General features: G+C 36.3%; 11 protein-coding genes. 10 read left to right on the top strand and 1 reads right to left on the bottom strand.

Features of this window, described 5'->3' with window-relative positions:
• The first annotated feature begins 1 nt into the window (after window position 1).
• The 6 genes from QZ136_RS02080 (at window position 2) to QZ136_RS02055 (ending at window position 10,123) form a co-directional block, all read left to right on the top strand.
• Complete coding sequence (locus QZ136_RS02080) at window positions 2-1,510, top strand: BatA domain-containing protein (RefSeq protein ID WP_291399797.1); 1,509 nt, start codon at window positions 2-4, stop codon at window positions 1,508-1,510.
• Complete coding sequence (locus QZ136_RS02075) at window positions 1,507-3,657, top strand: DUF4175 family protein (protein WP_291399791.1); 2,151 nt, start codon at window positions 1,507-1,509, stop codon at window positions 3,655-3,657. The genes QZ136_RS02080 and QZ136_RS02075 overlap by 4 nt, the downstream gene beginning before the upstream one ends.
• Before the next feature lies 1 nt (window position 3,658).
• Entirely contained in the window at window positions 3,659-5,416 is a 1,758-nt protein-coding gene (locus QZ136_RS02070; RefSeq protein ID WP_291399788.1) for a hypothetical protein, read from the top strand.
• A 77-nt stretch (window positions 5,417-5,493) separates the two neighbouring features.
• The gene (locus QZ136_RS02065; protein ID WP_291399787.1) at window positions 5,494-7,128 is read left to right on the top strand and encodes a TldD/PmbA family protein; all 1,635 of its coding nucleotides are present in this window, start codon (window positions 5,494-5,496) and stop codon (window positions 7,126-7,128) included.
• A gap of 3 nt (window positions 7,129-7,131) precedes the next feature.
• Window positions 7,132-8,448: a TldD/PmbA family protein gene (locus tag QZ136_RS02060; protein WP_291399785.1), complete on the top strand. Its 1,317-nt coding sequence runs from the start codon at window positions 7,132-7,134 to the stop codon at window positions 8,446-8,448.
• A gap of 40 nt (window positions 8,449-8,488) precedes the next feature.
• Window positions 8,489-10,123, top strand: coding sequence for a TldD/PmbA family protein (locus tag QZ136_RS02055; RefSeq protein ID WP_291399783.1), 1,635 nt, complete (start codon window positions 8,489-8,491; stop codon window positions 10,121-10,123).
• Window positions 10,124-10,202: 79 nt separating this feature from the next.
• On the opposite strand, the gene QZ136_RS02050 is transcribed toward QZ136_RS02055, so the two are convergent.
• Window positions 10,203-10,574 (bottom strand): DCC1-like thiol-disulfide oxidoreductase family protein, encoded by a 372-nt coding sequence (locus tag QZ136_RS02050; protein ID WP_291399780.1) that lies wholly within the window; start codon window positions 10,572-10,574, stop codon window positions 10,203-10,205.
• Between the two features lie 560 nt (window positions 10,575-11,134).
• On the opposite strand from QZ136_RS02050, the gene QZ136_RS02045 reads away from it, so the two are divergent.
• The 4 genes from QZ136_RS02045 (at window position 11,135) to QZ136_RS02030 (ending at window position 16,299) form a co-directional block, all read left to right on the top strand.
• Window positions 11,135-11,959 (top strand): DUF1080 domain-containing protein, encoded by an 825-nt coding sequence (locus QZ136_RS02045; RefSeq protein WP_291399778.1) that lies wholly within the window; start codon window positions 11,135-11,137, stop codon window positions 11,957-11,959.
• Between the two features lie 1,182 nt (window positions 11,960-13,141).
• Entirely contained in the window at window positions 13,142-13,708 is a 567-nt protein-coding gene (locus QZ136_RS02040) for an energy transducer TonB (protein ID WP_291399776.1), read from the top strand.
• A 484-nt stretch (window positions 13,709-14,192) separates the two neighbouring features.
• Window positions 14,193-14,564, top strand: coding sequence for a BlaI/MecI/CopY family transcriptional regulator (locus tag QZ136_RS02035; protein WP_291399774.1), 372 nt, complete (start codon window positions 14,193-14,195; stop codon window positions 14,562-14,564).
• Window position 14,565: 1 nt separating this feature from the next.
• Entirely contained in the window at window positions 14,566-16,299 is a 1,734-nt protein-coding gene (locus tag QZ136_RS02030; RefSeq protein ID WP_291399772.1) for a M56 family metallopeptidase, read from the top strand.
• Window positions 16,300-16,888 lie beyond the last annotated feature (589 nt).

Raw genomic sequence — 16,888 nt, 5'->3', positions numbered from 1 at the left:
CTTGCTACAAGTATTAAATCCCATCTGGTTATTTGCTATTGGCGGAATTATTATTCCGCTGATCATCCATTTGTGGAATGTAAAAAAAGGCAAAACACTCAAAGTTGGCAGCATTAGTCTCTTGGGTGAAAGTTCCAGGCAAAGTGCAAAAAGCCTAAAACTAATCGATCTCCTTCTTTTATTATTACGATGCCTATTACTGATTATTTTAGCTATTATCTTGGCAAAGCCACTTTGGAACAGTATCAATACATATAAAACAAAATCAGCATGGATACTCATTGAAGAAGAAAACAGTAAAGAAATTTATAGCAATTTTAAACCTGAAATCGACTCTCTTGCTGGATTGGGATATGATTTACGTTATTTCGAACCTAATTTCAGAGAGACTAAAATTGATGAAATTCAAAAAGAAAATACCTCTACAAAAGACAAAAATGAAGCCTTTTCCTATTGGCCACTCCTTGATTTATTGAATGTTAAAATTCCAGCCAATACAAAAGCTTTTCTGTTTACGGGCAATAGATTAAATAAACTAGGAAATAAGCGTGCTGAAATTTCATTCCCTCTGATCTGGAAAACAATCACAGCAGCAGATTCTACAAATTCTTGGCTTGAAAATGCATGGTTTCAAGAATCAGGAAGCATCATGGCAACAATCGCGACTAGTAGTCCCACAGCCACCACTTACAACACCGAAACCTTCGATCCAACAATTAAAAACAGCAGGTTGACTTTGAATTTTGAACAAGGACTTGCAAAGCTCAATTATAAAGATACGAAAAATAAAAATAGCAATTCGCTTACAATCGATACCACAGGCATCAAAATAGCGATTTATACCGATAAATTTAAGTCGGACGCCAATTATATTAAAGCAGCCATCAAGGCGATAAAAACATATACTTCACGAAAAATTGAGCTCCAAGAATTTAGCACCAAAAACATCCCTTCGGGGCAAAATATTATTTTTTGGCTATCAGAATCGGCAATACCACAGCAAATTGCGCCAAAAACCAAAATTTTAACCTATGAAAGTGGTGCAGTTAAAAATGTACGTACCACACTAAAGCTCGATCAAAATACTAGCGATTCAGAAATTGGACTTTACAAAAGAATTAATATCCATGAAAATAAAACTGGTGATTTTCTAATTTGGCAAGACGGTTTCGGAAACCCAATTCTTAGTCAGAGGCAAGAAAAAAATTATAGCAAAATCGAATTTTATTCCAGATTTAACCCCGATTGGAACGAGTTAGTTTGGAGCGAGGAGCTTCCTAAAGCATTGATAAACATTATTTTATCAAAAAATAACAACCCAAAAATACATGAACTAGACAATAGAAAAGTAAGCGAAACACAAATGCTTCCGATTTTTTCAAATCAGAAAGAAGCCTTGGCTGATAAAAAACCATCTAATAGCACCGATTTAGAAAATCAGTTTTGGCTCGCATTGATCCTAATTTTTATGCTTGAAAGGTACTTAAGCTTTAGAAATAATTTAGCATGAGTTATTCAACAGGAAAAGCATTTATTCAAAAAATAAAATTCCAATGGATTGTATCGAGTCTATTGGCAAAGCTGTTTTTAGCTTTTTCTATCTCCATTTTAACAATATCTATTTGGGATATCTTTTCAAGCATATCCAGCTGGCACACAGTTCATTTAACACTAATTTTAGGATTGATTTTTATTAAAATTTCTAATATTCTAAAAATTAACGAAGAAGACGTTGCCCGATTATTAAACCAGAGCTATCCACAATTAGAAGAAAGCAGTTCCCTGCTTTTAAAAGATGTAGAAAAATTAAACATTCTGGAAAAAATACAAGCACAAAAAGTTGAAAATCAGTTAAATAACCTTAAAATACCCGGTTTAATTTACAAACGATTAAAATCTGCATCCCTTTTAATGATTTTATCTGTTTCGGCTGCAATACTGATTGGGAAAATTGACCCAATCGACTTAAAATCTAATAATTTATCTATTAGTGGGACAAATACCTTGGTAGCGGATAAAATATTGCCAGAAATAGCATCTGTCAGTTTAAAAATTACGCCACCATCTTATACAAACAATAAAAAGCGGACTCAAAAGCAGTTTTCAGCTATTGTTGAAGATGCTTCTGTACTTGAGTGGACCATTGAGACAAATCAATCGGTGGATAGATTGGATTTTATTTTCAATGATACAGAAACTTCAAAATTACGTGCTTTAAATAAAAGTCGGACACTTTGGGCCTTTAGCAGAAGCATTAATAAATCGGGATTTTACCAAGTGAAATTAGATGGCAAATTGTCGGATTTATATAAATTAGAAATCATAAAAGATGAAGCGCCATTAATTCGAATTTCATCGCCAAAGCAATATAGCACCATTGATTATGGTGAGCCTCAACGAACAAATTTACAAGTTCAGGTAAATGATGATTATGGGATAAATGAGGTTTATATTTCGGCTACAATTAGTAGCGGTCAAGGGGAAGGAGTAAAATTTAAGGAGCAGAGCATCCGCTTTAGCGATAAAATTAGTGGGGATAAAGAATATAAACTACAGAAAACCATCGACTTAGCAAGTTTAGGAATGCAAGCGGGCGATGAACTTTATTTTTACATTCAAGCCATAGATAGTCGCAAGCAGATAAGTCGCTCGGACGTTTACCAAGTAAGCATACAAGACACGGCAAAACTAATGAGCATGGATGGCATGTTGGGTGGTGTAAACTTGGTTCCAGAATATTTTAGAAGTCAAAGGCAGATTATCATCGACACAGAAAAGCTACTCAAAGAAAAGAATAGTCTCAGCATTGAAGAGTTCAGAAGCAGAAGCAATAATTTAGGTATCGATCAAAAACTCTTGCGTCTTCGCTATGGGAAGTTTTTAGGGGAGGAATCAGAAGGCGAAATTGGCCCTGGCAATGAAGAACATGAGGATCATGAAGGCCATGAGGATCATGAAGATGAGGAAGCTGGAGCCAACTTTGGTGATGCCGAGAAAATTATGGATTCTTATGCTCATAAGCATGATGTTGCAGAGGATGCCACCTTTTTTGAGCCGGAGTTGAAGGCTCAATTAAAAGCCACGCTGACTGAAATGTGGAAATCGGAATTACGTTTGCGGACATATAAGCCGGATGAAGCATTACCATTTGAGTACAAAGCCTTGCGTTTATTGAAAGATTTACAACAAAAATCAAGAGCTTATGTATCAAAAACAGCTTTAAAAACTGCAGCAATCAAAGAAGAAAAGCGGCTTAGTGGCGAGCTTGATAAAATCATTCAACCTATTGCCGAAAAAACCTTTTCAAAAAATGAGGAACAGAGTTCATTAAAAAAAGCAAGTGCCATAATTTCAAAACTTAGAAATGGAGCAGTTTTAAGTCGGCAAGATCGTACAATCCTTCAAGATGCAAGCCGAAAAATCAGTGCAAAGGCAATTTCTGAGCCTAGTAGCTACCTAAGTGCTTTAGAAATCATGCGAAAAATCATTAGCACAAACATTAATTTAAAGCTTAGTTCCAAAGAGATTTCTATGGTGGAATCTGCATTGCAAAGAATAATTAAGGATGAAAATAGAACACCACAGGCAAATCCTGCGCGTTCAAAAACATCCCTTTCAACAGAATATTTTAAACAATTAAAGCAAGCGCAACCTTAAAATGGATCAGATCTATATTTTTATTGCCCTAGCCTTGTTACTCGCTTTTATCCTGTTTAAGGAGATTAAACGCGAAAATAAATCGAACCGAATTTTGAGAATATTGGCTTCGATTTTTGCGATAATCGCGCTCTTTTTTATTGCTTCACCCATTAAATATAAGCGTCAAGTTTCTGATAAAGAGACAAATATCGCAATTTTATTGACTGAAGGCTATCATAAAGATAGTCTGGCAAGCTGGAAAGGTCGCGCCATTTTTACTACAGAAAAAGAGATTGCAGAAAAAAATAAAAACGTAAAACACATTGGCGATCTCAATGAATTTTTAAGTTCAAATCCCAAATTTGAAATTTTCCATGTTTATGGCTATGGCTTAGAAAATCATGAATTTGAGAGTCTTAAGGATAAAAATCTAATTTTTCATCCTTCTGTTTTGGCAGATGGAATTAGCTCTATTAACTGGTCAAAAAAGATAAGATCAGGAGAAGAATTATTAATTCAAGGGAGCTACAATAACCTTGAAAAGCGAGAGATTAAGCTAGTTTTACAAGGGATGGGCACTAATCTAGATTCGGTAATTATCGAAAAAGAAAGTACCAGTTTTGAGTTAAAGTGCATCCCAAAACACCTCGATAAAGCAGTTTATTCCTTAATTGCCTTAGCCAATGGAGATACATTAGCTAAAGAAGACTTGCCAATACTGGTTAAGGCAAAAGAGCCCATGCGAATTTTGATTTTGGCCGCATCACCCGACTTTGAGCATAAATTTCTCAAAAATTGGCTTTCAGAACAAGGCTATAGCCTAGCCATAAGAACTACTATAAGCACCAATAAATTCAATAGCGAGTTTCTAAATGGCTTAAAAATCGATTTGACGCGTATTAATAGCACTTTGCTGAATGATTTCGATGTGCTTATAGGCGATATCCAAGAATTAGCACGTTTAAGCAATGCAGAAAGTCAAGCTTTGCAAAATCAAGTCAATTTGGGCATGGGATTGATAATTAAAACCGATGCTATTGAATCTGGATCTGGTTTTTATAAGAAAGCCTTTAGCCTGCAGGAGAATAAAAAAGTTATTCCAAAAACCATGAATTTAACTTGGAATGGCCAAGAAGCAACAAAAAACATTCTTCAGGGAAGTACATTATTATCGATAATGCCTCAATCAGGAACACAAAGCTTGGTTAAAAATGAATCAGGCGATATTCTAATAAGCAGTAAATTATTGGGAAAAGGTAGAATTGTACTTAGTTTGATCAATGATTCTTATACATGGGTTCTTGGTAATCAGCTAAATGATTATTCCTCATTCTGGACGTACATTCTTCAAAAAGCTGGAAAAAAGAAGGAAAGTTCTGTTAATTATATTCTTCCGCAGATACCGATACTAGATCAAGAATTGCAACTTTCGAGTGATTCTTCACAACTTAATATAAATAATGATCAGATTGCTTTAATTCAAGATCCTATACTTCAATTTGAGCAGCGAGGAAGCTGGTGGCCAAAAAACACAGGCTGGCAACCCATTGATAATGAGCAAGAATGGATTTATGTATTTGATAAATCGGCTTGGAGAGGAGTGCGTGCTGCAGAAAAAACAAAAAATACTAAGAAAAGATGGATGCGCGAAAAAAAGGAAAGTATCGAAGAAAAATTTGCTAATTCAATTTATGAAGATCAATTTTCAGCAATCTGGTTTTACATTTTATTTTTACTTTGTTGCACATATTTATGGCTTGAAGAAAAATTATCCTAACTTCATGTTTAGAAATGATTAAAAATTTTAACAAAGCGTTTTTTATATAATTAACCAATTTAAAGGAGGATAACATATTGAAAAGAAGTGAATTTCTCTACCTAAGTGGACTCGGTGCGGGGGCATTAATGCTACCAAACTTATCACTTTTCGGTAATCCCATCGATCCAATGGAAGCATTGAATGTTGTGGATACAAGAATTAAAAAAGAATTGGCCGATGTAGCTCTAAATGCGGCTAAAGCAAAAGGAGCGAGTTATGCCGATGTTCGTATTGGTCGTTACCTCAATCAATTTGTGGCTACACGTGAAAAAAATGTACAAGGGGTTTCTAATACCGAATCCTATGGTGTTGGGGTTCGCGTAATTGCCAATGGTTGCTGGGGTTTCGCTTCCACAAACAATGTAACTAAGGAAGAAATTGCCAAAGCTGCCGAAAGAGCAGTTGCTGTGGCGAAGGCTAATGCCAAAATTCAAGGTGAGGCAGTCCAATTAGCCCCTCAAAATGGCTATGGTGAGGTTAGCTGGAAATCGCCAATCGAAAAAAATGCATTTGAGGTTCCAGTTAAAGAAAAAGTTGATCTTTTACTTGCTACAAACGCTTTAGCGATGCAGGGTGGAGCAAGCTTCGTAAACTCGGTGATATTCGCTGTTAATGAGCAGAAATATTTCGCCTCTACGGATGGTTCCTATATTGATCAAGATATTCACCGAATATATCCTAATTTCCAGGTAACTAAAATTGATCGTAGCAATGGTAAGTTTGATACGATTAGGTCGCTAAGTACCCCAATGGGTATGGGTTATGAATACCTCGATCCTACAGAGAGCAGTAAAGTTAAGGGAGTAGTTACTCGATACAAAGACCGCTATGATATCCTTGAAGATATAAAAGCTGCAACAGTTAATGTAGACCAAAAAATGAAGGCTAAGTCTGTTGAACCAGGCAAATATGACCTAGTTCTTGACCCTTCACACCTTTGGCTAACCATACATGAATCGGTAGGACACCCTACAGAACTCGACCGTGTACTCGGCTATGAAGCTAATTATGCTGGAACGAGTTTCTTAACCCTCGACAAGCTAAATTCTAAAAACTTCAATTTCGGCAATAAATTGGTGAATGTTACAGCCGACAAGACCGAAAAGACCTCTTTAGGGGCTGTAGGCTATGATGATGAAGGTGTTGAATGCAAGAAATGGGATATCGTAAAAGATGGTGTTTTAGTAAACTTCCAAGCAACACGTGATCAAGCACACATGATTGGTTTAAAAGAATCTCAGGGATGTTCTTATGCTCAAAGCTGGGCAGATGTACAATTTCAGCGTATGCCTAATATATCCCTACAACCTGGGAAAGAGGAATTAAGCGTTGACGACATGATTAAAGATGTAGAAAAAGGTGTTTACATCATTGGGGATGGCTCATTCTCAATTGATCAGCAGCGATATAATTTCCAGTTCGGCGGACAAATGTTTTACGAAATTAAGGAAGGTAAAATTGTGGGCATGCTAAAAGATGTGTCTTACCAATCAAATACACAAGAATTTTGGAATGCCGTGGGTGCTATTTGTGATGAACGCGATTATCGCTTAGGTGGTGCATTTAACGATGGAAAAGGGCAACCAGGCCAGTCGAATGCCGTTTCTCACGGAAGTTCTACAACAAGATTTAATGGAGTAAATGTTATTAATACAGCAAGAAAAATTTAAGATATGGGCATAATAAGTAAAGCAGAAGCTCAAGCAATTCTGAAAAAAGCATTGAGCTTTTCAAAAGCAGACGAATGTGAAGTTAGTCTGACAGGTACCGAAGGCGGAAATATTCGCTATGCAAGAAATGCCGTTTCAACAGCGGGAGATATTAGCACTATGGGACTAGCAATTAGTTCCACATTTGGTAAAAAAACAGGATCAGCAACAATCAATGAGTTTGATGATGCATCCCTTGAAAAAGTGGTTAGAAGATCTGAGGAATTAGCACAATTGGCACCTCCAAATCCGGAGTATGTTTCATTAGAGGGACCAAAAACATTTGCTGAATCTATCACTTACAACAAAACTACAGCAGCTGTAAATCCAGATATTCGTGCAGAGGCCGTTAAAAAGAGTCTGGATATTGCAAAAGCAGCCAATCTAGAGGCGGCAGGTTTCTTGGAAAACTCAACTAGCTTTAGAGCAATCATGAACTCTAAGGGACTTTTTGCATACAATATGGATACTGATGTTTCCTTCTCGGTAACCACTCGTAATCAGGCAGGTACAGGATCAGGCTATGTTAGTGAATCTTTCAATGACATCTCAAAACTTGATACTTTAGCCTTAACAAAAGTCGCTGCCCAAAAAGCAGTGGGTTCTGCGGGTGCAAAAGCATTGGAGCCTGGAAAATACACCGTTATTTTAGAACCTTTGGCTGCTAGCGATATGCTATCAAACATGGTTCGTGGTTTTGACGCTAGAAGTGCCGAAGAAGGTAGAAGCTTCATGAGCAAAAAAGGTGGCGGTACGCGTTTAGGTGAGCAATTGTTTAATGAACAAGTAAATATTTACTCAGATCCTTTTAATGCAGACCTCCCTTCAGCGACTTGGAATGGCGATGGTATCCCACAAGAAAAAGTAACCTGGGTAGAAAATGGTGTAGTAAAAAACCTAAGCTACTCTCGTTATTGGGCACAACAAAAAGGCGTAAAACCTGTCCCAGGTGCCAATAGAGTAATCATGGAAGGTGGAACAGCCTCTCTTGAAGACCTTATTAAGAGTACCGAAAGAGGTATTTTAGTGACTCGTTTCTGGTATATCAGAAGTGTGGATCCTCAGACTTTATTACTAACGGGACTTACACGTGACGGTACTTTCTACATTGAAAACGGAAAAATAATGTACCCAGTAAAAAATTTCAGATTTAATGAAAGTCCGATAATCATGCTAAACAATGTGGAAGCTTTGGGTAAACCACAACGTAGTGGTAATATGATTGTTCCACCAATGAAAATTAGAGACTTTACTTTCTCTTCACTGTCTGATGCAGTATAATTCAGATCGGTATTTAATTATAAATTAATAAATTATCGTTATGAGAAGAAGAGATTTTTTATACGTTTCAGGAATTGGTGTGGGTGCATCGATGCTACAATCTATTCCGGTTTTAGGCCGTGATATTGCCATTGAAGAAGCCTTGATGCCCATTGATGTAAGTCTTAAGAAAAAGTTAGCAGATATTGCATTAAATGCCGCTCGTTCAAAGGGTGCTAGCTATGCCGATGTTCGCATTGGTCGCTATTTAAATCAGTTTTTAACCACCCGTGAAAATCGGGTGGAAAACATTAGCAATACTGAATCTTATGGAATGGGAATTCGGGTAATTGCCAATGGAAGCTGGGGTTTTGCCGCGATTGATAATTTAACGGAAGACAATATTGCGCGTGCAGCTGCATCGGCAGTACAAATTGCAAAAGTGAATTCCAAATTATTAACGGAACCGGTTAAACTTGCTCCACAGCAGGGTTATGGTGAAGTAAGCTGGCAAACACCTTTTGAGAAAAATGCTTTTGAGATTCCGATTAAGGAAAAAACCGAATTATTACTTGCTGTGAATGATGCTGCAATGAAAGGCGGAGCAAATTTTGTGAATTCATCCCTATTTTTGGTGAATGAGCAGAAGTATTTTGCTTCTACTGAGGGTTCTTACATCGATCAAGACATCCATAGGTTGTGGCCAACATTTACAGTAACAAAAATCGATTCTAAATCAGGGAAATTTGAAACACGTAACTCACTGAGTTCGCCAATGGGCATGGGTTATGAATATCTAAATCCTAAGAAGGAAGAAGAGATTGAGGGGCCATTTACCATTTACAAAAACAGATATAACATGTTGGAGGATGCAGTTACTGCAACAAGACATGTGGACGAGAAACTACGATCTAAGCCTGTTGAGCCTGGTAAATATGATCTGATTATTGATCCAACCAACTTATTTCTTACGATACATGAATCGGTGGGACACCCTTCAGAGCTCGACCGTGTATTGGGATATGAAGCGAATTATGCAGGAACAAGCTTCCTAACCTTGGATAAATGGGAAAGTAAGAAATTCAATTTTGGAAGCAAGATTGTGAATTTCGAAGCCGATAAAACTGAAAAAGGCTCTTTAGCTGCTGTAGGATATGACGACGAGGGGGTAAAATGTAAAAACTGGGATATCATTAAAGATGGCATTTTGGTTAATTATCAAGCTACTCGTGATCAGGCACATATCCTCGGACTTCCAGAATCGCAGGGTTGCTGCTATGCCGACAGTTGGGATAAGGTTCAATTTCAGCGCATGCCAAATGTTTCATTGAAGCCAGGTAAAACACCGCTCAGCGCAAACGAAATGGTGAAAAACGTAGAAAAAGGAATTTATATTTTCGGACGTAACTCCTACTCTATTGATCAGCAGAGGTATAATTTCCAATTTAGCGGTCAGCTATGTTTTGAAGTTAAGGATGGTAAAATTGGTGGTTTATTGAAAGATGTGGCCTACCAATCAAACACCCAAGAATTTTGGAATTCTTGCTCTGCAATTTGTGATGAAAAAGACTATCGTCTGGGCGGATCTTTCTTCGATGGAAAAGGTCAGCCGAGCCAGGTAAGTGCTGTTACTCATGGATGTGCTACTACCCTTTTCAAGGGGGTTAATGTCATTAATACAGGAAGGAAGATATAATTTCTTCACTATCAATTAGATACCGGCAAATTCTCAGAGCTTGCCGGTATTTTTTTTTGCAAAAAATCGACAGATTAAATTAGATTGCATCACAATCCTTATCGCAATGCAATGGAATGATAGTCCGCTTCATTGCCAACTCAGAATATAAAAAAGCACCAATTTTAGTGATTTTTAGGACGAATAAAAAGGGTATGAATATCCATAAAAAAGGAATTAACAAGGAAATTTGAAAGATGGAATCAAAGCCAAAATAAATTTTTCCATTGCTTTTGCTTGATGCTATGGCCTTTAGGCCTTTGTCTTTAAAATCTTGACTTGGGACTTCAGATGTTCTAATATCTTGGAGGCTGATGAGGTTTAAAATATCTAATTTTACTAAAACACGGCCAAATTTCCTACACATCGGGCACCAACCATCAACAAAAACTTTCAACTTGCTAAAACGCATTAATTGCCCATTATTTTTTACAAATTTACGATTATTCCCATTGATAAATGATAGATATTTAAGGTATTAGATAAGGACAGGTCGCGACCTGTCCCTACATATGGTTCAAATTAAAAACATTAAGAAATTATGGTTCATGAAGGGCTTGCCATTCATCAATTTCTTAATAATTATATTTCTAAAACTATCCATAGTTATTAAAAATCCAATTTTCCAATTCACTCATTTCTAAATACTCTGTACTAAATACTAAGTATTAATTATCGCTCCTCTGGTCGGTGTTGTCACCGTACCAGCCCGTTTGGTCATTTTTCTCCCGCAGATTTGAGGGGATTAGCGCAGAGTGGGTCTCGCAGAGACGCAAAAAAAATCTTTTAAATAATTGTGGTTTATCCAATTCTTAATTTTTCTTAATCCCTTAATGGTTCAAATTAAAAAATATTAAAGTCCATTTAGAAAAAAATCTAATTAATTTTTTGGTAAGGACAGGTCGCGACCTGTACCTAGGTTGGAAAACCATTTTAATTTTTTTCCTATATTAGTTATTCAAAATAAAATATATGTTCACAAAATACATCACAATTGCCTTATTGCTAATAAGCACTACCTGTTCAGCACAAAAAAAGGGTTGGATAAGCCTATTTAATGGTAAAGATCTTAATGATTGGAAAGTTAAGATTAATGGTCACCCGCTAAATGAAAATTATCAAAACACGTTCCGCGTGGAAGATCAGGTGATGAAAGTATCTTATGATGGTTATAAAGAGTGGAATGAACGCTATGGACATATATTTTATAAAAAACCATTTTCGGCTTATGTGCTCGTGGTGGAGTACCGTTTTACTGGAGATCAAATTCCCGGTGGACCAGGCTGGGCATTTAGAAATAGTGGAGCTATGCTGCATGGACAATCGCCAGAAAGTATGGAGCTTAATCAGGATTTTCCAATTTCTTTAGAGACTCAATTTTTAGGTGGTGATGGCAAATCTGACAGAACTACCCTTAACCTTTGTACACCAGGCACTAATGTTCATGTGAATGGGAAATTATTCACTCCACACTGTGTAAACTCAAGCTCAAAAACATATCATGGCGATCAATGGGTAAGAGCAGAAATTGTAGTCCTAGGCGATTCGCTTATTCAGCATCGATTGGAAGGAAAAACAGTATTTGAATATACAAAACCTCAAATTGGAGGCGGCAATGTCGCTAATTTCAATGCTTCCTTAAAAATGGATGGTCAAGCACTAAAAGAGGGTTATATCTCACTCCAAAGCGAAAGTCACCCTGTAGAATTCAGAAAAGTAGAGCTTTTCGATTTGAAAAAATATATGAATGATCCAGTTAAATTAGAGAAGGTACTGGGGAAGGTGTTGGGGAAATAGGGAGTTGTCAGTTGGCGGTTATCAGTTAGCAGTTGTCAGTTATCAGGCTAGCGACATCTGTAACACGTTGGCTGAGGTACTCGAAGCCCGTTGTCAGTTGTCTTTGTCAGGCTAACGAAATCTGAAATGCTGTATTTTGTCTTTACTCTTTGCTCCTTACTCCTTGCTCTAACTAGATGGTTAGTTGGTTAGTTGGTTAGTTGGTTAGTTGGTTAGGCTAACGACATCTGTACCCGGTGACTGAGATACTCGAAGCCCTTTGTCAGTTGTCTTTGTCAGGCTAACGACATCTGAAATACTGTATTTTGTCTTTACTCTTTGCTCCTTGCTCTAATTAGTTGGTTAGATGGTTAGGCTTACGACATCTGTTGCCCAGTGGCTGAGGTAATGAAGCTAGGTTTTTGAAAGCAGGCTGGCGACATCTGGAAATCGATTAAAATTGGCTCCCGCAGATTTTCGCGGATCAGCGCAGAGGCGATCTGCGGAATTCTGCGTGTTCTGCGGGAGAAATAATTTATACGGTAGCTGAGGTACTCGAAGCCTTTTCTTAAAGGTAGGAAATGAGTTGTCTGTTATCGGTTGTCAGGCTAACGACATCTGAAATACTCGTGTGCTGGTTTCTTTTGTCTTTTGTCTTTGATCCTTATTCCTTGCTCTAATTAGTTGGTTAGATGGTTAGGCTTACGACATATGTTGCCCAGTGGCTGAGGTAATGAAGCTAGGTTTTTGAAAGCAGACTGGCGACATCTGGAAATCGATTAAAATTGGCTCCCGCAGATTTTCGCGAATTAGCGCAGAGGCGATCTGCGGAATTCTGCGGGATCTGCGGGAGAAATAATTTATACGGTAGCTGAGGTACTCGAAGCCTTTTCTTAAAGGTAGGAAATGAGTTGTCTGTTATCGGTTGTCAGGCTAACGACATCTGAAATACTCGTGTGCTGGTTTCTTTTGTCTTTTGTCTTTGCTCTTTGTTCCTTGCTACTTATTCTTTTCTCTTTGCTCCTTATTCGTTTTTCAAATAATTTTTAATCAGATAAATCATCGTTCTAACATTTTCGGTTAGCTAAGTATTTATAGATTAACTACTTATACTAAGCTATTTAAATATAATTTTTATTAAAATAATTGTTTATAAAGAAAATATTTACTATTTTAGTTAATAAATATTAAAAAAGAATAGTAATGGTGATTAATAAATTTAAATCAATAAAATCAAACTCGAGCAAATATATTTCAGTTTTAAGCATATTTACTTTGGTATTAATATCCTCGAATGCACTCTTCGCAAAAAAAAAGACAGATGTATTATCTGACTCGGAGAATTGGGTAAAACCAATAATGACTAATTTACAAGGAGATACTACAAAGTCGAATACACAAGAAAAAATTTACGACTTTTCAAGTATAGAACAATTACCATCATTCGTTGGCGGAATGAGGGGCTGGGCAGAATATCTCCAAGAAAACCTTAGATATCCAGACTATGCAAGAAGAAATAACATTACAGGAAGAGTAATAGTTAGCTTTGTAGTCTCACAAATCGGAGAGATTTTAGATGTGAAGGTTTTAAGAGGCATTGGTGGTGGTTGTGATGAAGAAGCGGTGAGAGTCCTGCGACAAAGTCCCAATTGGAAACCAGGCTATCAATATGGAAAACCCGTTAGAGTAGCTTATACAATGCCAATTTTTTTCCAATTAGCACCAAAAACTAATGAAGATAACCTAAGTCCGTTTAGAAGAAATTTTTAAAATTATGAGTTGGTTTAATTGGGAAATACAATATGCCAGCTCATTTTTTATTTTTTGTAGGACAATTATTGTAAAATATCTCTGCTATCTAATAAGGGGTTTCGAGAACCTCAGCTAGCGGTGAACAAATGTCGATTATCTGACAAAGATAAAGACAACTGACTCCCCCTTTCCAAATTCTTAAACTAAATTATTGACTCACACTCTCCAGAGTATTTTTAATTTCACCTACTAATAGATTACTTTTAGGACTTGTCCTATCAAATTTGCCATTCTCTTTAATTCATTAGATAGATCCTCTCCTCTGACTATTAAAGATTTACAAAGGATGATTACTTGTAAATTATTAAACTGATTATCAATTAATTGTAAAATATTTTCATTGAAAACTAAATATTTAGTTGATTAACTAATAAATTAGTTTTAGATTTGATTTACCAGTTCGAACCAGGTATTATTAATTGTTGTTAATTAAAAAAGGATTATGGAAATTAAAGAATTAACTAAAGCAGAAGAGCAGATCATGCAGGCTTTATGGGATCTTGAAAAAGCTTTCGTAAAAGATGTAGTTGATTTGCTGCCTGAGCCCAAGCCTGCCTATAATACGGTATCCACTATTATACGTATTCTAGAATCTAAAGGATTTATTGACCATGAGGCCTTCGGAAAAAGCCATCGTTATTTTCCTCTAATTAGTATTGAGGAGTATAAAAGCTTTGCCACTGAAAAACTTCTAAGTGGCTATTTCGAAAACTCGGTTGAAAACATGTTTTCTTTCTTCGTTAAAGAGAAAAAACTCAACCTCAAAGAAGCTGATGAAATATTGAAATTGATTGATAAACTTAAGAACAAATGATATGAATATCTTGAATTATCTTTTACAGACAAACCTGTATTTGATCCTATTCATGGGATTTTATACGGTAATTTTAAGAAATGAAACCTATTTTAAACAAAATAGAATATTTCTGAATGGGAGTATCATTTTATCATTTACCATTCCATTTCTCAACTCGCCATGGTTTAATGATTTGTTTCTAACAAATAAGATTAGAGAATCAGCTATTGTACCTGCAAACTTCATCTTTGAAACGATTGTAGTTGAAGACGTGGAAAAATCAACAACTTGGGCAATGTCAGACTTAATTATAATGCTTTATCTGATTGGTGTAACATTTTTCTTTTTAAGATTCATTTTTAGACTTTTAATGCTTAAATCGAAGCTAAAAGAAGAAAAAGGTTCGGCATTTTCATTTTTCAATAAATTAATTGTCGACAAAACCCTACCCGACTCTGATACTATTATTAATCATGAAAGAGTACATATCAGGGAATTACATTCTATAGATATCATTTTGGCTGAACTATCAAGTATCATTAACTGGTTTAATCCGATTATTTACTTGTATAAAAAGGAAATTATGCAAATCCATGAGTTTATCGCAGATGAAGAAGCAGCAAAGCACATGGAATGTAAATCACAATATGCCATGCTTTTATTTAACAATGCAATGGGAATTAATCCCAATGCACTAACTAACAATTTTTTCAATAATTCAATTTTAAAAAGACGAATTAAGATGCTTAACAAAACCAAATCAAGCAAAACAGGCCTTTGGAAATATGGTCTTTCTGCACCGCTTTTTACCCTTATGTTAATTTTCTCAGCTGCAAGTGTGGCAAAACAAAAAACAGACTTATTAGCGAAGGCCGAGGAGCTACTTATGCCATTGGTGTCAAAAGAGATTTTGGCAAAAGATTCTTTAAAGAATTCAAACGAAATAACAAAAATTCAATCGTCTGTTGCCGATGAAAAGCCGAATTCAATCAATTCCAATGAAAATTCGCAAGAAAATGACTTCAACACCCTTTGGAAGCATTTACAAAAAAATCTTCGTTATCCTAGTTCAGCCAGAGAAAATAATATCATGGGTTATGCGATCGTATCGTTCAAAGTGCAGAGCGGAAAAATCTCAAATGTCAAAATAACAAAAGGTTTACAAAATGATATCGATTTGGAAGTACTCCGCTCTTTCGATCTTTTCAAGGAGTCTGTAGAGGCTAAAGACGATGAGTATTCAATGGCAATTGCATTTCAATTATCAGGAATGGAGTCCAAGCTTGTTCCTCTACCAGATTTCGGAAAGACTGTGAAAACCAATTTAATTAAAACAATGTATGTTGTAGGTTATGCTCAAGAAAAAAACACAGACAAGGATGTCATTCAGTTCCCTCCCCCAGAAAAAAAGGTAGACTTTGGCGATGTGGATAATCCTCCATCATTCGTAGGTGGAATGAAAGCTTGGGGCGAATATCTTCAAGCTAATCTTAAATATCCAGAAGAAGCAAGAAAAAATAATGTTACGGGAAGAGTGATAGTTAGCTTCACTATCTTAAAAAGCGGTGATATCACAGATGTAAGAGTTTTAAAAGGTATTGGTAGTGGTGCAGATGAAGAGGCTATTAGGGTCCTTAAAGAAAGTCCGAAATGGACCCCTGGAACGATAAAAGGAAAACCAGTTAATGTAGCTTTTACCTTACCAATTTCTTTCCAGCTTGCCCCAAAACCTAGCGGAGAAAAAATCAATTAGGTCGGTATGTGTTTTTTAAATTATGAGTTGGTATAAATTGGGTATCCATGACGCCAACTCATAATTTTAAGGGCTTTAATTGGTATTAATAAATGTTTGAGCGAGGAATAAGGAGCAAAGAGAAAAGAATGAGGAGCAAGGAGCAAGGAACAAGGAACAAAGAGTAAAGACAAGTAAAAAAATAATAGCTAATATCTAAATACTATGTACTAATTCAGATGTCGTCTGTCTGCCTGCTAACTGACTACGGTCAACTGATAACTGATAACTAACAACGGGCTTCGAGAACCTCAGCCACCGGTTACCAAATGTCGCTAGTCTAACCAACCAACTACTAACCAACTAAATTGTCTGAACTATGATTTATTTGATTTTCATGATTGCGGAGATTAGAAAAAGGATTAAGGAGCAAGGAGTAAAGACAAGTAAAAAAAAATAGCTAATATCTAAATACTATGTACTAAATACTATGTACTAATTCAGATGTCGTCTGCCTGCTAACTGACAAGGTCAACTGATAACGGGCTTCGAGAGCCTCAGCCACCGGTTACCAAATGTCGCTAGTCTAACCAACCAACTACTAACCAAC

The sequence above is a fragment of the Daejeonella sp. genome, from assembly GCF_017495225.1.
Classification (GTDB): domain Bacteria; phylum Bacteroidota; class Bacteroidia; order Sphingobacteriales; family Sphingobacteriaceae; genus Daejeonella.
The sequence above is the reverse complement of the archived record's forward strand: the minus strand, read 5'-3'. Positions and strand labels throughout refer to the sequence as shown.